13 protein-coding genes are annotated in these 19,521 nt (G+C 64.9%); 9 read left to right on the top strand and 4 right to left on the bottom strand.

What is annotated here, in order from left to right:
- Positions 1–38: 38 nt before the first annotated feature.
- Complete coding sequence (gene dnaE / locus R2834_12570; GenBank protein ID MEZ4701162.1) at positions 39–3,572, bottom strand: DNA polymerase III subunit alpha; 3,534 nt, start codon at positions 3,570–3,572, stop codon at positions 39–41.
- A 472-nt stretch (positions 3,573–4,044) separates the two neighbouring features.
- Here dnaE and R2834_12565 point away from each other — a divergent pair, with 472 nt between their 5' ends.
- The 3 genes from R2834_12565 to R2834_12555 all read left to right on the top strand — a co-directional run bounded on the left by R2834_12565 (position 4,045) and on the right by R2834_12555 (position 7,956).
- The gene (locus R2834_12565; protein MEZ4701161.1) at positions 4,045–4,215 is read left to right on the top strand and encodes a histone H1; all 171 of its coding nucleotides are present in this window, start codon (positions 4,045–4,047) and stop codon (positions 4,213–4,215) included.
- Positions 4,216–4,294: 79 nt separating this feature from the next.
- Entirely contained in the window at positions 4,295–6,565 is a 2,271-nt protein-coding gene (locus R2834_12560) for a hypothetical protein (protein MEZ4701160.1), read from the top strand.
- Positions 6,566–6,585: 20 nt separating this feature from the next.
- Positions 6,586–7,956, top strand: a complete 1,371-nt coding sequence (locus R2834_12555) for a DUF5103 domain-containing protein (GenBank protein ID MEZ4701159.1) — start codon at positions 6,586–6,588, stop codon at positions 7,954–7,956.
- 8 nt (positions 7,957–7,964) lie between these two features.
- On the opposite strand, the gene glgA is transcribed toward R2834_12555, so the two are convergent.
- On the bottom strand, positions 7,965–9,422 hold the full coding sequence (gene glgA / locus R2834_12550) for a glycogen synthase GlgA (protein ID MEZ4701158.1): 1,458 nt from the start codon (positions 9,420–9,422) through the stop codon (positions 7,965–7,967).
- 241 nt (positions 9,423–9,663) lie between these two features.
- On the opposite strand from glgA, the gene R2834_12545 reads away from it, so the two are divergent.
- Both R2834_12545 and R2834_12540 read left to right on the top strand, forming a co-directional pair.
- On the top strand, positions 9,664–9,963 hold the full coding sequence (locus tag R2834_12545; protein ID MEZ4701157.1) for an isoamylase early set domain-containing protein: 300 nt from the start codon (positions 9,664–9,666) through the stop codon (positions 9,961–9,963).
- A 405-nt stretch (positions 9,964–10,368) separates the two neighbouring features.
- Positions 10,369–11,805: a PKD domain-containing protein gene (locus R2834_12540; GenBank protein MEZ4701156.1), complete on the top strand. Its 1,437-nt coding sequence runs from the start codon at positions 10,369–10,371 to the stop codon at positions 11,803–11,805.
- Positions 11,806–12,177: 372 nt separating this feature from the next.
- Here R2834_12540 and R2834_12535 read toward each other — a convergent pair whose 3' ends face one another.
- Complete coding sequence (locus R2834_12535) at positions 12,178–12,720, bottom strand: spore maturation protein (GenBank protein ID MEZ4701155.1); 543 nt, start codon at positions 12,718–12,720, stop codon at positions 12,178–12,180.
- Between the two features lie 18 nt (positions 12,721–12,738).
- Complete coding sequence (locus R2834_12530) at positions 12,739–13,713, bottom strand: nucleoside recognition domain-containing protein (protein MEZ4701154.1); 975 nt, start codon at positions 13,711–13,713, stop codon at positions 12,739–12,741.
- Between the two features lie 132 nt (positions 13,714–13,845).
- Here R2834_12530 and R2834_12525 point away from each other — a divergent pair, with 132 nt between their 5' ends.
- From R2834_12525 to R2834_12510, 4 genes are all read left to right on the top strand, one after another.
- On the top strand, positions 13,846–16,698 hold the full coding sequence (locus R2834_12525; protein ID MEZ4701153.1) for a ThuA domain-containing protein: 2,853 nt from the start codon (positions 13,846–13,848) through the stop codon (positions 16,696–16,698).
- 50 nt (positions 16,699–16,748) lie between these two features.
- Entirely contained in the window at positions 16,749–17,957 is a 1,209-nt protein-coding gene (locus R2834_12520) for a Tm-1-like ATP-binding domain-containing protein (GenBank protein ID MEZ4701152.1), read from the top strand.
- A 205-nt stretch (positions 17,958–18,162) separates the two neighbouring features.
- Entirely contained in the window at positions 18,163–18,633 is a 471-nt protein-coding gene (locus R2834_12515) for a cytochrome c (protein ID MEZ4701151.1), read from the top strand.
- A 52-nt stretch (positions 18,634–18,685) separates the two neighbouring features.
- The gene (locus tag R2834_12510; GenBank protein MEZ4701150.1) at positions 18,686–19,519 is read left to right on the top strand and encodes a phosphoenolpyruvate hydrolase family protein; all 834 of its coding nucleotides are present in this window, start codon (positions 18,686–18,688) and stop codon (positions 19,517–19,519) included.
- Positions 19,520–19,521: the final 2 nt, after the last annotated feature.

Here is a 19,521-nt window from a genome sequence, read left to right as displayed (position 1 = left end):
AACGTCGCCTTGAACGTTGAAGCTCGATCCTTGGACCTTTAGAACGCGTCGCTTTCGAGCACGACGTTGTCGCGGCCGAACAGGCGTGAGAGGCCGTTCATGAGTTCCGGCGTGGGTTCGACGACGTATTTCCGGCTGTGGACGCGCTGTTTGCCGCCCGGAAGTTCGGGGGCAAAGATATCGAAATAGAGCTTGCATTTGCCCCGGTTCGCGTCGCACAGATCGCGCAGCGCCTCGATGTCGCCCAGTTCGGTCGAGGTGGCATCGACCCGCAGGACGATGCCCTGGATGTACTGGTCGCGCACCTTCCACATCGGGACGATGTCCTGCACCTTGATCTTGACGCTGCCGCCGCGCACGTCGGTGTTGCCGCGGACGAGCACGATCTCATCGACCTTCAGGTACTGCTGGAAGCGATCGAACTCGGACGAGAAGCACGTGATTTCGCCCTGGCCGGTAAAATCCTCCAGGGTGGCGAAGACGATGGGTTTGCCGGTTTTGGTGACCCGTCGCTGGATGTCGGTGATGATGCCGCAGAAGCGGTGCACCGGCGCCTGGGCTCGGAACGGATCGCCGCCGCCGCCATAGGACGGGGCGCCGTCGCCGCTGCCCTGGGCCCGGGCGGCCTGCTGTTCGAGGGCTTCCACGTCGCCGAGTTTCGCCGTCGAGAAGGCGCGCGCTTCCGCGGCGAACTCCTCGAGCGGGTGGCCTGAGACATAGAAGCCGATCAGTTCGCGTTCGGCCTTCAGCGCCCGCGAGCGGGGCCAGGCCTCGACGATGGGCAGGTTGGGCTCCATGGTGAAGGCGTTCGACGAGGCGTCGCCGAAGAGCGAGCTCTGGCCGGCGGCCAGGTCGGCCTGGATCTTCTGCGCGTATTTCATCGCCGGCCCGACGCTTTCCACGAGCTGTGCCCGGTGGCCCTCGAATTCTTCCATCGCGCCGGCCTCGGCCAGGCTTTCGAGGGTCTTCTTGCCGACGACGCGCAGGTCCAGCTTCTTGACGAGCTGAAAGATCGTCGTGTACGGATGCTCCGGATCGCGCGAGGCGACGATGGCTTCGATGGCCGCGATGCCGGCGCCCTTGATGGCGCCCATCCCGATCCGGATCTTGCCGTTCTCGACCGTGAAATGGGCCTGGCTGCGATTGATCGACGGAGGGAGCAGATCGATGTTGAGCCGGCGCGCTTCCTCGAGGAGCACTGCGAGCTTCTTCGTATCCCCCATTTCGTTCGTCATCGCCGCGGCCAGGAACTCGGGGGTGTAGTTCGCCTTCAGATACGCCGTGTGGTAGGCGACGAGCGAATAGGCGGCGGAGTGGCTCTTGTTGAAGCCGTAGCCGGCGAACTTCGCCATCATGTCGAAGACTTCGTTCGCCTTGACCGCGTCGATGCCCTTCTGCGCCGATCCCTCCACAAAGATCTGGCGCTGGGTGTCCATCTCGGACTGCTTCTTTTTGCCCATCGCGCGGCGGAGGATGTCCGCCTGGCCGAGCGAGTAGCCGGCCATCTCCTGCGCCATCTGCATCACCTGCTCCTGATAGATCGGGATGCCGTAGGTGGGGCGGAGGATTTCCTCGAGGACGGGATGCGGATAGACCACCGTCTCGCGGCCGTGTTTGCGGTCGACGTAGTTCGGGATCAGGTCCATCGGGCCGGGGCGATAGAGCGCGTTCATCGCGATGAGGTCGTCGATGCACGTCGGCTTCAGCTTGCGCATCCACTCGCGCATGCCCTCGGATTCAAACTGGAAGATGGCCACCGTATCGCCGCGCTTGAACATGTCGTACGTGGCCGTGTCGTCCAGCGGCAGGGCGTCGACATCGATCTCCACGCCGCGGTTTTCCCGGATGAGGCTGAGCGCGTCGTTGATGATGGTGAGCGTCTTCAGCCCCAGGAAGTCCATCTTCAGCAGCCCGAACGCCTCGATCCACTTGCCGTCGTATTGCGTCGTGACGACCTCGTCGCCCTTGCTTTTCGCGACCGACACCGGCACGTAGTCGCTCACGTCGCCCGGGGCGATGATGACGCCGGCGGCGTGCACCCCCGTGTGGCGTGCGGAGCCCTCGAGCACGGTGGCGTAGTGCATCAGGTTGCGAATCTGGGGATTCGGATCCTTGAGCAGCTGTTTGAACTCGGGGACGGTCGAAAGGGCGAGGTCGAGGTCCACCTTCGGGCCTTCCGGGATCATCTTGGCGATCCGGTCGGCCTCGGACAGCGGGATGCCCAGCACGCGGGAGACGTCGCGAATCACCGACCGGGCGCCCATCGTCCCGAAGGTGATGATCTGGCAGACGTTTTCGCGGCCGTATTTCTGGACGACGTAGTCGATCACGAGCCCGCGACCCCGGTCGTCGAAGTCGATGTCGATGTCCGGCATCGAGACACGTTCGGGATTCAGGAAGCGCTCGAAGAGGAGGTCGTACGCGAGCGGGTCGATGTTGGTGATGCCGAGGCAGTAGGCGACGGCGCTGCCGGCGGCCGAACCGCGCCCCGGCCCGACGCTGACGCCGAGGGTGCGGGCCGCCGTGGTGAAGTCCTGCACGATGAGGAAGTAGCCGGCGTAGCCCATCGTCTTGATCACCCCGAGCTCGTAGTTGAGCCGGTCGACCACATCCTGGCTGAGGGGATGATACCGCTCCACCGCCCGCTCGAACACGAGGTGCTTGAGGTAGGCGTCCATGTCGTTGCCGTACGACTCCGGGATCGGGTAGTGCGGCATGAGCAGGGTGCCCATCGGGAGGTCGAAATGGCATTTGTCGACGATGTCGCGCGTGTTGTTGAGCGCGCTTTCCCGCTGGATGGGCGTAAGCCCCTTCAGCGAGCCGAGCATCTCGTCGGTGCTCTTCAGAAAGAACTGATTATTCTCGAACCGCATCCGGTTCGGGTCGTGCAGGTCCTTGCCGGTCTGCAGGCACAGCAGCACGTCCTGCGCTTCCGCATCCACCTGTTCGACGTAGTGGACGTCGTTCGTGGCGATGATCTTGACGTTGTATTCCGAGGCCCACCGCAGCAGCACCTCGTTGCACCGGTGCTGCTCGGGGATGCCGTGGTCCTGGATTTCGACGTAATAGTCCTCGCCGAAGATCTCCAGATACCGCTCGAACGCGACGCGCCCCGCTTCTTCGCCCTTGTTGAGGATGGTTTGAAGCACCTCGCCCTGGAGGCAGCAGGTGGTGGCGATGAGCCCGGACGAGAGCCGCTTCAGCAGGTCCAGGTCGATGCGCGGCTTGTAGTAGTAGCCCTCGGAGTACGAGAGCGAGGAGAGCTTGATGAGGTTCTGGTAGCCCTGGGCGTTTTTGGCCAGGAGGATCTGGTGGTACCGGACCTTGTCCGACCGGTCCTGCATGCCGCTCGGCGTGATGTAGAACTCGCAGCCGAGGATGGGCTGGACGCCGGCTTTTTTGGCTGCCGTGAAGAATTCCGGCACCCCGTAGAGGTTGCCGTGATCGGTGATCGCCAGGGCGGCCTGCCCGTGTTCGGCCGCCTTCGCTACCATGGTCTTTATCTGGGCGGCTCCGTCGAGCAGCGAGTACTGGCTATGGCAATGAAGATGGCTAAAATCACACGTGTGCATTCCTGAGCGGAAACGTTGGATCCGGAGTTGGCTCGACCTCGAGGCGCGCGATCATCCGGCGAAGAGCGTAGGCCGGCGCGACACCTCCAAGGAACGGAAAATGCGGCCCCCGATCAACGGGTGTGGATAACTCGAATCGGGTCCGGATTCGGCCGGCCGAGGCCACTTTTTTTGCGAATTTGAGCCCTTAAAAGTGTGAATTCCGCCTAAACGGCGAAAAAACCGCGGTGTGAGGCGGGAACGCGAGGGCGACGGACGAGTTTTCCGTGTGACACAACGGAGGCGTGACCGCCTTCCATAGCCAAATGGTGTCATCTGGCGCCTGAAAAGGGGCCAGATTCGGGCAGAAAAGCATTAATGCTTGACTCCACTGGGAGTGGGTGTTACGTTTTTTCCGTCATTTCCCGGGGTAACAGGCGCTGTTGTCTGGCCTCTCGACATCTGTTTCGATTCATCTCAAGGAGAGTAGAAAATGAGCAAATTCGAAGAACTTAGAGATTTTGTACATGGACTGGAGCGCGATTTTTCTCAGTTCTACGAGAAAGGCAACAAAGCCGCCGGTACGCGTGTCCGTAAAGCCATGCAGGATCTGAAGAAAATGGCTCAGGATATTCGTACGGAAGTGCAGGAGAAGAAGGCGTAACCGCTGCTTCCTCCGCCACTTACGATGTGAAAGGCTATGCCATCCGGCATAGCCTTTTCCATTTCCGGCCGGCACGTCTATGCCACGCATTGCTAACCCGTTTGCAGCCCGGGGTCCGGTAGCCGCCATCAGCGCCGTCTGTTATGCGGCGCTGTGTCTGGCGCTGTGGCCCGTACCGCTGCTCAACAGGCTCCAGGTGGAATCGGCCGCGCTGCTCGCGACGGCGGGCTTTTTTGCGGCCGGCCTCGGCGCGCTCCGTTCGTTCGCCGCCGGCGGCGGCTTCGGGCGCGAACTGGGGCGCGCGCTGGCTGCAACCCTCGTCCCGCTCGCGCTGATGACCGCGGCCATGCTCTGGGCGCCGAATTGCACGTACGGGCAGGGGCTGGCCTTTTTCGTGCTCTTCGTACTGCCCAGTGTGGTCCTGGGCGTCTCCCTCGCCTGGGCCCTCGCGCTGCCGCACGGCCGCCGCCGCACGGGCGCCTTCCTCGCCGCCGGCGCGGCGCTGCTCGTCGCGCCGGTCGTGTTCGACATCGGTTTTCATCCCCAGTTTTACAGCTACAACCACGTCTTCGGGGGATTTCTGGGGCCGATATACGACGAGGAACTCCTCATCCGGTCCGGCCTCGTCGTCTACCGCGCGATGACGATGCTCGTCGCGCTGCTGGCCTACACGCTGGGCGAAGCGCGGCGCGGGCGTCGGAAAACGGGGCTGGCGCTGGGCGCGGCGCTGCTGCTGGCGGCCGGCTACGCGCTGGCGCCGCGGCTCGGCATCGTGACGACCTACGGCCGCCTGGCGAGCGAGCTCGGCGGGATGATCGTGACGCCGCATTTTGAGATCTATTACGATCCCGCGTCGCTGACCGACGGCGAACTCCAGGTGCTGGCCGAGGATCACGAATACCGCTATCACGTGCTCGCCACGCGGCTGGGCGTCGAGCCGCCCGAACGCATCCGTTCCTATCTCTACCCCGACGCGGACACACGGGCCCGCCTCACCGGGGCGCGTTTTACCAACGTCGCGCCGGTATGGCTCGGCCGGCCGCAGGCACACGTGCTCCTCGACGCCTACACCGACGTGTTTCCCCACGAACTGGCCCACGTCTTTTCGCGGAGCTTCGGGATGCCCGTCATCCACGCCTCGTGGTCCGTCGGCCTGGTCGAGGGGTTCGCCGAGGCGATGGAGCCGCCGAGCGGCCGGCCCTCGATGGACGAGCAGGTGTATGCCGCAGCGTCGGCCGGCGGCGCGGATCAGGAGGCCATGCTGGCCGTACGCGCGCGAAGCCTGGCGGACCGGCTCTCGCCGTTCGGGTTCTGGACCGGGCGCGGGGCCGTTTCCTATACCATGATGGGCTCGTTCGTGCAGTACCTCATCGCGGCGTACGGCGTGGACCGGTTCAAGGCGGTGTACGCCCGCGGCGATTTCGAGCGGGTCTATGGAAAGTCGGTCGATGCCCTCGCCGGCGAGTGGGAGCGCCATGTTGCGCGTCTGCCGGCGCTGGATATCGGTGTGCGCGGCTATGTGGTGCAGCGTTTTGGCCGGCCCTCGTTGTTCGAGCGGGAGTGCCCCCACTACGTGCCTCCGCATATTCGCCGGTATCGCGAGGCACTCGAGGCGCTGGCCGCCGGCGATACCGTGTCCGCCGAAGGCGCCATCGAGGCCGCACTGGCGATCGATCCGCGCTTCGAGGCGGCGCAGGTCGCGCGGGCCGGACTGCTACTTTCGCATGGCGATGCCGCCGCTGCCCTGGAACGATTCGGCGCCTACACGGTCATTCCCCGGGAGGCGCGTGGCGACACCGTCTCCGTCGGGATGCAGTTTGTGATGGCGGATGCTCTCGCGATGGGCGGAGAGGCCGAGCCGGCGCGCGCGCTTTACGCCGCCATCGAACGCAGCCTGCCCCCGTACCAGCACAACGAGCGGGCGCTCGTCCAGCTGCGCGGTGTCCTCGCCGGGCATCCGGGCCTCGTTCGCATCGCGCGCTCGGCGCTGGAGCCGGAAGCAAAGGCGGAGCGGCTGGACGCCTGGCGCGAGACGACGCCGGCGGTGGCCTACCTGCAGAGCCAGTACCTGGCCGCGGCGGAACGCTTCGACGACGCCATCGCGGCGCTCGACGCGGCGCCGGCGCTGTCGCCGGCCCTCGATCGGCAACGGCTGGTATGGCTGGCCCTGTTTCAGTACCGGGCCGGCCGGGTCGTTGACGCCCTCGCCACCCTCGATCGCGCCATCGCGGCCTTCGACGCCGCCGGCGCGCTCGGTGAAGTGCTTCGGCTGACCGACTTTAAGCGCCGGCTGACGTATATTCAGACGCATCCGCTCCCCATCGAAACGCCCCCGACCGCTCCGTCCTGACCGCCAGACGCCCCAGCCCCATGCCCAGCGCCCTGTCGACCCGTATCTCCAAGCGCCCGTGGCGGCGGAACGTGCCCGTGCTGGCGGCATGGATCGTCCTCGTAGCCGGCTGCGCCGGCGCGAAAGAGGCCGGCGAGGGGAAGGAAAGAGAGCCCTTCATCATCGAGCGCGCCGAAAAAAAGACACGCATCGACATCCCGCTCGGCGAGCCGGATTCCGCCGTGCGCAGCATCCAGCTGTACCGGGTCGGGGTATCGGATGGCCCGGGGACGGAGACCGTGGAGGAGACCCAGTTTCCGGTGATCGCGCTCGGCGCCTCGGGGCAACTGGAGCTGAAATTCGACCTGATGGAACAGGTGGGCCGGCCGCTGAGCGTCTTTTTCTATCATGCCGATGCGGCCTGGGAGCGCGATCTTACGCCGTCGGAATACCTGGGAGGCTTCCATCGGGATCAGCTGATCCAGTATACCCCGTCGCGCGCGACGGACGTGCCCTATGTCCACTACGCGTACCGGTTTCCCAACGATGCGATTTCGTTTTTGCTGAGCGGCAACTACATCGTCCGGATCACGGAGCAGGGGATGGAGGACGACGTGCTTTTCGAACGGCCGTTTTACGTGACCGAACAGGCGATGGGGTTGCAGGTCGGGGTCGAAAACATGCTGCTCAGCGATGGCGGGTTCAACGCCGTCCAGCCCTCGGCCGTTTTCCTGCCGTCGCAGTCCCTGCAGCCCAATGCCTACGATTTCCAGGTATGCTTCGTGCGGAACGGTCGCTTCGAGGCCCCGCGCTGCACGGAGCAGCCGCGGCTCTATCAGACGCCGTCGCTGCAGTTTTATCTGGAACCGAACCAGGCGTTCGAGCCGGAGACGTCGGATTATTTCCTCGATTTGAGTGCGCTCCAGGTCGGGCGGCAGCTCGCGCACATCGCCTTCAACGAGGCGCCGTACCGGGTTCAGCTCGAACCGGATTACGCGCGGTTTCCCGGCAACCCGCTGGCCCCGTTTCTCCGGGGGCAGACCGTCATCGCCGGCGCGGTTCGGGATGTCGCGAGTCCGGACGTGTCGGCGCAATACGTCCAGGTGCGCTTCAGCTTCGTGACGGATTCGGGCCGGCCCATCGAGGGCGGCGTGTCGATCCTGGGCAGTTTCGACGGGTGGGATCGCCGGCGGGCTACTCCCATGACGTGGAACGACGACGAGGAGCGCTACGAGGCCGAGATGCTGCTCAAGCAGGGGCAGTATGAATACCGGTATGTCGGCGGTGGTGGCCGGCTGCCACGCGGCACCGTGCCTCGCCCGGAAAATCTGTACACGGCGCTGGTCTATTTCTCCGACATCCGCTTGCAGACGGATCGGTTGCTCGCGGTGGGCGGCGTGCTCGCGCCCTGAACGCCGGGCTAGCGATGCCGCTCCAGGGCGCGTTCGTAGAGTGCCATGTACTTTTTCGCCGAGGCTTCCCAGGAAAAATCGGCGTTCATCCCTCGCCGCATGATGGCTTCCCAGCGTTCGGGTTGCTGGTAGGCCTCGAGTGCGCGCACCAGGGTGTCGTACACCGATTCCGGCGTAAACCAGCCGAAGGTGAAGCCGTTGCCGGTCTCCGGGTCGCCGTCGCTGTCGTGCACCGTGTCCGCCAGGCCTCCGGTGTGGCGGACGACCGGCACGGTGCCGTAGACCAGGCTGTACATCTGATTCAGGCCGCACGGCTCATAGCGGGAGGGCATGAGGAAGAGGTCGCTGCCGGCTTCGATCAGATGCGACAGGCCCTCGTTGTACCCCACGTACAGGCCAACCTGCTCGGGGAACGTCGCCTGGAGCCAGGCAAAAAACCGCTCGTGGCGGGCATCCCCGCTCCCGAGCACGACGAATTGCACGTCGTGGGCGCGGAGGAACGGTTCCATCATGGGGTGCAGCAGTTCGAACCCTTTCTGGTCGGCGAAGCGGGAGACGATGCCCACGACCGGCGTCCGCTCCCGATAGGGGAGTTTGAAGGCTTCCATGAGCCGGCGTTTGTTCAGCGCCTTCCGTTTGAGCGTCTTGGCCGTGTAGTGGTCCTTTAGGTAGGGATCGATGCCCGGATTCCAGATGTCGACGTCGATGCCGTTCAGGATGCCGAACAGGTCGTGGCTCCGCGAGGCGAGGAGGCCCTGGAGCCCTTCGCCGAATTCCGGGGTCTGGATCTCCCGGGCGTAGTTCTCGCTGACGGTGACCAGCAGGTCGGCGAAGACGAGTCCCGTCTTCAGAAAGGAAAACGAGCCGTAGAGTTCGAAGGGGCCGGCGGGGTAATAATGCTCCTGGGGCAGATCCGCCTTGACGACCGTGAGCGGATTGAACCGACCCTGGTATCCGATATTATGGATGGCCATGACGCTCGCCGCACCCCGAAAGAGGTCGTCCCAGGTATATTTGAGCCGCAGGAAGGCGGGAATGAGCCCGGTTTGCCAGTCGTTGCAGTGGAAGATATCCGCCTTCCAGTGATACCGCTGCAGCACGGCGAACACGGCCTGCTGAAAGAGGATGAAGCGCTCGTCTTCGTCCGGGTCGGACGTGTAGGGGGTGGGGCGGTGGAAATACCTCGGGCAATCGATGAAATACACCTCGACGTCCGAGTCCGGCAATTTGCCGTACCAGGTATGGAATCCGACGTCTGCCAGCCCGACGCGCACCACGATTTCGGACAGATCCGCGGCGTAGACCAGGTCGTGATCGATCGTATGGATCGACTCGTAGAGCGGCAGAAAGACCTTGACGTTGCAGCCCAGACGCGCCAGCGCCTTGGGAAGCGCCCCGCTTACGTCGGCCAGGCCGCCGGTTTTGACGAAGGGTACGCACTCGCTGGTGACGAAGCAGATGTTCATGCAGGGATCGTTGAGAGGTTTGGGGTGGCGGTCGACCGGCAGAGAGCGGCAAGAAAAGGGAACGGGTATTGATTCGCCAGTGGCCACCGGGCGTTATCGGGCCGGAATCCAGAAAAAAGACGGCGTAACCTTAATTTTCTGTTAAGATTCGGAGCGAAGCGCTTTCAGTTAAAAACCGGAAAATACCTCATTCGTTGAGGAAGACAAACCCGATTCAATTCCGACAAAAACGTTTTTAGATATGGTAGACAAAAAACAAAGCCCGAAAGGCAAGACGGTCCGCGTAACGTTCGAGTTGCCGGCGGATGTTGCATCCGATCGCGTCGCCGTCGTCGGCGATTTCAACGCGTGGAATCCCGAGAAAGATCTCATGAAGCTCGACCCCAAAAAGGGGATCTGGAGCAAGGCCATGAGCTTCAAACCGGGCGAGACGCACGAATTTCGCTATGTGATCGATGGCGTTCACTGGCGCAACGACGAAAGCGCCGACCGGTACGTCTCCAATCCGTTCTTCTGCGAGAACAGCGTCCTGGAGCTCTGATCGGGCGGCAGGCGACCTGATGTTAAGGCGCGGCGGGCATGGCCCTCCGCGCCTTTTTTTGTGCCCCCGGCGCCCCCCGGTGTGCGTGCGTTTTTGTGGGATTCGTTGGCCGCCTGACGAAAAAGGGTTGCATCATAATGTACTACTTTAGGAAATTACGGTAACAAAAACGGCACAGGTGCGTTTTGGGGTGAAAACAGCCCGGCAAGCCGGCGGCTTTTGGCCGGCTTCCAGGCGACTTGTGATAGGCACGTGCACACAGCGACCCTGGTGACGCATGGCTTGTCGAAGCGCGCAGGTACCGCCCTGAACATAACGAGGACGCGGACCGAGCGTTCGATATTCAATCACCAATCGGAAAATGGTATGCAAGGAGCATATACGAAATCCTTGATCGCTTTCGCGTTGGTTCTGGGCTTCGCTGGCCAGAGCTACGGGCAGATGGTGCGCCCCTCGCAAACGCTCTTCTTCCGGCCCAGCGTGGGCTACGCGAACTATATCGGGGACAACAACAGCGCGATCACATCCGGCGGCTGGAACGTCCTCGGAGAACTCGGTTACCAGTTCTCCCATCATTTCAGCCTGAGCGGCGTTTATGAATATGCCGACTACTCGGACGTAATCCGCCCGGTGGCCTCGACGAACTTCCCGCGCGTCGGCGCCAATTCGACGCGTTCGTCGATCCAGGCCATCCTCCGCTATAAATTCGGGGTCGATACCGCCAAGATTACGCCCTACGTCCAGGCCGGCGGCAGCGTCGCCATCGGCGGCGACCACCCGCTCGACGAACCGGGCTGGGGCCCGCTCTTCGGCCTCGGGCTCGACTTCTCGGTGTCCCCGCGGACGTCCCTGTTCATCGAACTCAACGCCTCCGGCTCGACGCCGGACGAAGCGACGGACGATATCGACCGCAACCGGGTCGGGAGCATGGACTTCCTGAACCGGTTCAATTTCGGCGCCCAGTTCAATCTGAAGCGCCGCTTCACGCCGGTTGAGGTGGACATGATCAACGGTCCGACCCAGCTCGAAGTCGGCGAAGTCGGCACGTTCACCGCGACGTCCAACGTCGACGCCGCCACGCCGCCGGTCGCGTACCGCTGGGAATTCGGCGACGGCACGGACTCGCCGATGCTCGACGGCACGCACTCGTTCTCGCAGCCGGGCACCTACACGGTCCGCTTCAGTGCCGAAAACAAGGGCAGCTCGGACTCTGGCGTGCACACCGTCGTGGTCGTGCCGCGCCCGAATCCGCCCGAGATCGTGACGATCACGGCGAATCCGCCGACGCCGGACACGCAGACCCCCGTGGCCTTCACGTCCAACGTCGTGGGCGAGACGCCGCTCACCTATGCGTGGACCTTCGGCGACGGCGGTACGGCCAACACGGCCAACCCGTCGCACACGTTCACGACGCCCGGACGTTATACGGTGACCCTCAACATCACCAACCGGAACGGTACGGATCAGCAGACGATGCAGGTCGTCGTCGCGCCGACCGAAGCGGCGTACTGCTCCGAGATCCTGGAGCTCAACGCGGCCTATTTCCCGGCCAACTCGAGCGTGCTTTCGGCGCAGGCCCGCGCGAACCTGCAGGAAAACGTCAACATCCTCCAGGATTGCCCGAACCTCAACGTCCGCATCGCCGGCTACGCCGCGCAGGGCGAACGGAATCCGGACTCGCTGTCCAACGACCGCGCCCGTGCCGTCGAAGAGTTCTACATGCAGAACGGCATCCTGCCGAGCCGCGTGTTGAGTGAAGGCGTCGGCCTCGTGCCCGGCCAGACCAGCGCGAAGGAGGGCCGCGAGCTCTATCGCCGCGCCGATACGCTGCCGATGCGATAGCGTCGTCCGGACGTGCCCGGGGCGGGGCCTGACCGCCGCGCGCCGCGACACGATCGGAAACTGAATTGCCTCAATACAACAGGGCGGCTCCGGTACTCCGGGGCCGCCCTGTGTCGTTTCTTGTAACCGGGGTCGTTCTGGAAAAGCGCATAAAAAAGCAGAAGCCCGATCTTACGGGATCGGGCTTCTGCTAAAGGAGAAATAAACTCTGGCTGAGAAAGGGCTTTACGAAAAGCGTGCCAACTCGGGCGCCGGCCTGCATCGCCGGGCCAATCCCGTTTTCTGCTTCAAATTCGACGGTAGCACGTGATCGTCGTCCACGTTTGATACGCCGCCCCTCAGATCCAGTCTCAGATCGAAGCGCCGGGCGTCTCACCCGAAGAGCCACCGCACGACGTACACCGCGATCAGCATCGCGCTGATGTCGGCAATGAGGCCGGCCGGCACGGCATGCCGCGTTTTTTTGACCTGGACGGCCCCGAAGTAGACCGCGATGACATAAAAGGTCGTTTCGGTCGACCCGAACATCGTGGCGGCCATCTTCACCAGGAGCGAATCCTCCCCGTACTGCTGGATCATGTCCGCAACGATGGCGGCCGAGCCCGAACCCGTCAGGGGGCGGATGATCGCCATGGGCAGCACCTCCGCCGGCACGCCCAGCAGGCTCATCAGCGGCCGCAACCCTTGGATGAGGAAATCGAGCGCTCCCGATGCGCGAAACATGCCGATCGCAAACAGGATGGCGACCAGATAAGGGATGATCTTGACCGCCACGCCGAATCCTTCCTTCGCGCCCTCGACGAATTCCTCATAAACGGGTACGCGCTTGATGAGGCCGTAGAGCGGAAAGCCGACGATGATCGCGGGCAGCACAAAAACAGAAACGAGATCGATGATTGAGCGAAAGACGTCCATGGCGTGCCAGGTGGGTGGTTATTCGTGGAGATCGGCGCCGGCGAGCGGGTCGGACACGCGGTACCGCCGCGACCGGCCAAGCAGCCGGGCGGAGACGACGGCGATGATCAGCGAGAGGGTCGTGGTGATCAGGATCGAGAAAAAGAGCTGGTTCACCTGCAGCCCCATGATGGCCACCAGCAGCGCCGGCGGCACGATCTGCACGCTGGCCGTGTTCATCGCCAGCAGCATCACCATGGCGTTCGTAGCCGTGTCTTTTTGCGGGTTGAGCTCCTGGAGGGATTCCATCGCCTTGATCCCCAGTGGCGTGGCGGCATTGCCGAGGCCGAGCACGTTGGCGGTCAGGTTCAGAACGATGAGTCCGAGCGCGGGATGGTCTTTCGGGATGTCGGGGAAAAGCCGGCGGAACAGCGGCTGCGTGAAACGCACGAGGCCGTGCATCATGCCGGACGTCTCGGCGATGCGCAGCAGCCCCATCCACAACGCCAGCACCCCGACCAGCCCCAGCGCCAGGGTGACGGCGGTCTCGGCGAAATCCAGCGCGGCCGCGGTGATGCGCTGCATCCGCACAAAACGCACGGGCGCGAAGGCCACCGTGGCGGTGAGCGTATCGCCGGCGGCGCCGGACTCCAGCACGCCGCGCAAGTCGTTGTCGCGCGGGGACGTGACGCTCCGGATCGTGCTCAGCGGCTCCGGCAGGGCGACGTCCTTGCCGAACTGCAGCTGCCGGCCCTCGGCTGTGCTGATGACGACGCCGGTGTACGAAGCGGCGAGACCGGATTCGATCCCGTAGCGCTCGCGCGCGATATCGGCCGCGATGCGGACTTCAACCGGCGCGCGGCGGGTTGCCGGACGGTAGCCGTCCGTATAGATGACCGTGACAGGGAGCGGCTCTCCGTTGCGATAGGTGTCGCGCGACAACTCGCCGACATCGACGACCAGCGCGAAGACCAGGCTCAGGATGATGAGACCGCCCCAGATATAGTTCAGCATGGCGAAGATCCGGTGGTGATGGACTGGCCGGAAGATACTGATTTGCGCTCGACTTGCCTTGCACGCCAGCCGGCTCGTATTCTCCGGTGTGGTCCCACCCCTCCATCCTCAACCGGCAACACCGTCTCCATCATGCGCGCCATCACTCGTCTCGCGTTCCTGCTCCTCGTCGCCATGGGCGGCTGCCAGTCTGCCGCCGAGCTCAAGACGCCGGCCGCGCCGGCGCCGGCGCGCGATTTTCCTCTGCACGTGCTGTTTGTAGGGGATCACGGGCACCATGCGCCGTCCGACCGGATGCTGCAGGTCCTCCCGCACCTCGCCTCGCGCAGCATCTTTCTGACCTACACCGACGACCTGCGCGACCTGAACGCGGGGAATCTGGCGCACTACGACGTGGTCGCCCTCTACGCCAACTACGAGGGCGACATGCCGGCGGAGGCCGAACGCGCGCTCGTGGCGTTCGTCGAGCAGGGCGGGGGCTTCGTGCCGATCCACAGCGCCGCCGGCAACTTCCGCACGTCGGACGCTTTCATCGACCTCGTCGGCGGCGCCTTCGAGAGCCACAAGACCGATACCTTCCGGACGGACGACGTGCTTCCCGATCATCCCGCGATGCGGGGCGTCCCGAACTTTGAGAGCTGGGACGAGACGTACGTTCACAAGCGCCACAATCCGGACAAAACCGTGCTGTCCTACCGGGTGGAGGGCGATCACCGCGAGCCCTGGACGTGGGTGCGGACGCAGGGGCAGGGCCGGGTGTTTTACACGGCCTGGGGGCACGACGAGCGCACCTGGGGCAATCCGGGATTCCAGCTGCTGCTCGAGCGCGGCATCCGATGGGCGGCCGGCGACTGGGCCGTCGACCACGACCCCGCGCCACTGCCGTTCGCGTACGTGACCGCAGCGCTCCCGTCCCTCGAATTCAACTCCACGCTTGAAAACGAGCAGAAACCGCGCGACATGCAGCTGCCGCTCGACCCGGCCGCCTCCGAGCGGTTGATGGTGGTCTCGCCGGCGTTCGAGGTCGAGCTCTTCGCCGCCGAGCCCATGATCCAGAAGCCGATCGCGATGAACTGGGACGAGCGCGGCCGGCTCTGGGTGCTCGAAACCGTCGACTACCCCAACGACCTCTACGAGGAGGAAGGGCGCGGCAACGATCGCATCAAGATTCTGGAAGATACCGACGGGGACGGGCGCGCCGACAAAAGCACGATCTTCGCGCAGCAGCTCAGCATCCCCACCAGCTTTGTGTTCGCCAACGGCGGCATCGTCGTCACCCAGGCGCCGCATACGGTGTTTCTGAAAGATACCGACGGAGACGACGTCGCCGACGTGCGCCAGACGCTGTTCTCTGGATGGGGGACCTTCGACACCCACGCCGGCCCGAACAACCTGAAATGGGGCTTTGACAACTGGATCTGGGGCGTGCTCGGCTATTCCGGCTTTGAGGGGAAGGTCGGTGCAGATTCGCTCCGGTTCCGGCAGGGCTTCTATCGCTTCAAACCCGACGGCTCGGAGCTGGATTATCTGCGCAGCACCAATAACAATACCTGGGGCTTCGGCTTTAGCGAGGAGGGCTTTGCCTTTGCCTCCACCGCGAACAACAACCCCAGCGTCTACATGCCGATCCCCGAGCGTTATTACCGGGCGACGCGCGGCTGGGAGCCCGAGCGCCTCGGTTCGATCGCGGAAGACCGGCGCGTCTTCCCCGTGACGACGCGCACCCGGCAGGGGGATCACAAGGGCCATTACACCGGCGCCGCCGGCCACGGCCTGTACACGGCGCGCAGCTTCCCGCCCCTGTACTGGAACCGCATGGCGTTCGTGAGCGAGCCCACCACCCACACGCTGGGCCAGTTCGCGCTGGAGGCCGACGGGGCGGATTTCAAGGCCCTCAACCAGTACAACCTGCTCGGCAGCATGGACGAGTGGACCATCCCGATCCAGGCCGAGGTCGGGCCGGACGGGGCGCTCTGGATGATCGACTGGTACAACTACATCCCGCAGCACAATCTGGGGCCGTTCCGCGAACACTGGGAGGCCGGCAAGAACAACGCCTACGTCACCCCGCTCCGCGACCGCGAGCGAGGGAGGATCTACCGGATTCGCTGGAAGGATGCGCCGGCGTACACCCCCATCCGGCTCGACACCGCCACGCCGGAGCAGCTCGTCGCCACCCTCCGCCACGAAAACCAGCTCTGGCGTATGCACGCGCAGCGGCTCCTGGTGGAGCGCGGCCGGACCGACGTGGCGCCGCAGCTCTACGCCCTCGTGCGCGATCCCTCCGTCGATGCCCTCGGGCTCAACGTCGGCGCCATCCACGCGTTGTGGACGCTCCACGGTCTCGGCGCCCTCGACGGGCGGACGCCGGCCGCGACGGATGCCGCGCTGGGCGCCCTGAGCCATCCCTCCGCCGGCGTGCGGCGCGCCGCGCTCATGACCGCGCCGCGGACGGATGAACTGACCGGGCGCGTCCTCCCGCTCCTCACGGATCCGGATGCCCAGGTGCGCAAGGCGGCGCTGCTGGCTCTGGCGGAGGTGCCGGCCTCGGAAGCCGCCGGCCGGCCGATCCTCCAGGCCATGGGGCGCCCGGAAAACATGGACGACGCCTGGCTGCCCGACGCCCTCGCCATCGCGGCGGCGCGGCATGCGGACGCGTTCTTCGCGGCGCTGGCGGCCGACGGACTGCCGGCCCTCGCTGGCGACGCGGGCACGCGGCAGGCCCAGGCGCTGGCGCGCGTGGCCGTGCATCACGCCGCCGGCGAGTCGCCGGCCGGTCTGGCCTCGGCGCTGATGGCCCTGAAGCGGCTCGACCCGGACCTGGCGGCGGAGGTGCTCGCCGGCATGACGAAAAACGTCCCGGAAGGCGCGATGCCACGCATCCAGATCAACGACCGCATGATGGAAGGCTGGTCGGATGCCGCCCGCGAGCAGCTCCGCGCGCTGAGCGAAAAGATCGGCGGCGCCGCGGCGCCCGGAAACTGATCCCGACGCCCGCCCCGTCTATCAACCGCATTGAACGCGCCAGCGCCGGCATGCCCACCGTCCTCCTCATCGGAACGCTCGACACCAAAGGCGACGAGTTCGCGTTTGTGCAGGAACTGATCCATGCGAACGGCTGCCGGACGCTGGTGATGGATGCCGGCGTGATGGATGAGCCGGCGTTTGCCCCCGACATCCCGGCGGCCGCCGTCGCCGAGGCGGGGGGGACCGCCCTCGAGGCGCTGCGCGCCGAGGGCGACCGGGGGCGCGCGATCGAGGTCATGCTCCGCGGCGTGCGCCGGCTGACGCTCGACCTCTTCGAGGCGGGGCGGATCGACGGCGTGTTGGGGCTCGGCGGCGGCGGCGGAACGAACATCGCCACGGCCGCCATGCGCGCGCTGCCCGTCGGCGTGCCCAAGCTGATGGTCTCCACCGTCGTCGCGGCGGACGTCCGCCCCTACATCGACATCAAGGACGTTACCCTGATGTATTCGGTGGTGGATATCGCCGGCATCAACCGGATCTCGCGCCGCGTACTGGCCAACGCCGCCGGCGCCATCTCGGGGATGGTGCGTCAGGCCCTGCCGCCGGGCGACGACCGCCCGCTCATCGCCGCCTCGATGTTCGGCGTTACGACACCCTGCGTGACGGCGCTACGCCAGCGGCTCGAACGGGAGGGCTACGAGGTGCTCGTGTTTCACGCCAACGGCTCGGGCGGACGCGCCATGGAGAGTCTGATCCGCGACGGGTTTATCGCCGGCGTCGCCGACGTCACCACCACCGAGTGGTGCGACGAGCTGGTGGGCGGGATGTTGTCCGCCGGCCCGGAGCGTCTCGACGCCGCCGGCCAGGCCGGCATCCCGCAGGTCGTGAGCGTAGGCGCGCTGGATATGGTAAATTTCCACGCCAGGGCGACCGTGCCGGATCGGTTTCGCGACCGCACGCTCTACGTGCACAACCCGAACGTGACCCTGATGCGGACGACGCCGGAAGAAAACCGCCGGCTGGGGGAGGTCATCGCGAACAAACTCAATGCGGCGGCGGGGCCAGTCTGCCTGATGCTGCCGCTGCGCGGCGTCAGCACGATCGATGCGCCGGGGCAGCCGTTTTACGACCCCGCGGCCGACGCCGCCCTGTTCGATGCGCTCCGGGCCGGCGTGCTGCCGCACGTCGCGCTCCGCGAGCTAGATGTCCATATCAACGACCCCGTCTTTGCGGAGGCCCTGGCGGACGAGCTGCTGGCGCGGCTTCACGCCTCCTGATACAACCTTACGCGCGTTTGCGAGGCGACCAATGGATGCGGGATACGGGATACAAGATGCGGGATGCAGGATGCAGGATGATTTCCGAAGAACCGTGCGTTTGATCCTGCATCCCAGTATCCTGCATCCCAGTATCCTGCATCCCAGTATCCTGCATCGGAAGACCTGAGGCTATGGTGCTGAAAATCTGTAACTACCTGGTATGATGAACACACTCTTGGTACGGTGTACGGTCGCCGGCCTCGCCGCCGCCGGCGCCGCGCTGCTGGTCGGGATGAGCGCCGTGCATCCGCGCGACGCCGGGCACGTGGCGCCCGATGGGGAGGAAGTCTATATGCACAACTGCATGGACTGCCACCAGGACGGCACCGGCACGCCCGACACGGCACCGCCACTCGATGGCGCCCCCTGGGTGCAGGGCGAACCGGAACGGCTCGTCCGCATCGTGTTGCACGGACTCGTGGGCGAAGTCGTGGTGGACGGGACGACCTACAACGGCGTCATGCCCGGATGGCGCAATCTGCTCGACGACGAAGAAATCGCCGCCGTGCTGAGCTATATTCGCTCGTCCTGGAGCAACGACGCCGCCCGGATCACCCCCGCCGAAGTCGCCGCCATACGCGCCGCCACCGCCGACCGCACCCAGCCCTGGACCGTCGAAGAGCTTGAAGATTAGCGATTAGCGATTTCAGATTTTCACGTTCAACCCCTCACCCTTACCCTCTCCTATGCCTTTCATCCCCTACAACGAATGTCTCCGCCGGCTGCGGCATGAGGTGGCCTCCGGGCGGCCAATCATTGGAACGGGCGCCGGCACCGGCATCTCCGCGAAGTTCGCGGAGCGCGGCGGTGTGGATCTCATCATCATCTACAATTCGGGCCGGTACCGGATGGCGGGACGCGGGTCGGCGGCCGGCATTCTGGCGTATGGCGATGCCAACGCGATCGTGGTGGATATGGCCGGCGAGGTGCTCCCCGTGGTCAAAAACACCCCGGTGCTCGCCGGCGTGAACGGCACGGATCCGTTCCGGATGATGCCGGTCTTTCTGAAGCAGATCAAGGAGATGGGCTTCGATGGCGTGCAGAATTTCCCGACCGTCGGCGTGATCGACGGCAATTTTCGCCAGATCCTGGAGGAGACGGGGATGAGCTACGACCTTGAGGTCGAGATGGTGCGGATCGCGCACGACATGGAGCTGTTGACCTGTCCGTATGTGTTCGACGTGGAGCAGGTGGAGAAGATGGTCGACGCCGGCGCCGACGTGCTCGTGACCCACATGAACACGACGGTGAAGGGGTCGATCGGCGTGAAGACGACCGCCCCGTCGCTGGATGAAGCCGTGGTGCGCATCCAGGAGATGTGCGACCGCGCCAAGGCGCTGCGCCCGGACATCATCGTCCTCTGTCATGGCGGGCCGCTCGGGGAGCCGGAAGACGTGCAGTACGTGCTGGACCGGACGACCGGCGTCGAAGGGTTTTTTGGCGCATCCAGTGTGGAACGGCTGGCGACGGAGGTGGCGATCGAGAACCAGGCCGCACGGTTCAAGGCGATCAAGGTCTGACC

Source organism: Rhodothermales bacterium (genome assembly GCA_041391505.1).
Lineage (GTDB): Bacteria > Bacteroidota > Rhodothermia > Rhodothermales > JAHQVL01 > JAWKNW01.
The sequence above is the reverse complement of the archived record's forward strand: the minus strand, read 5'-3'. Positions and strand labels throughout refer to the sequence as shown.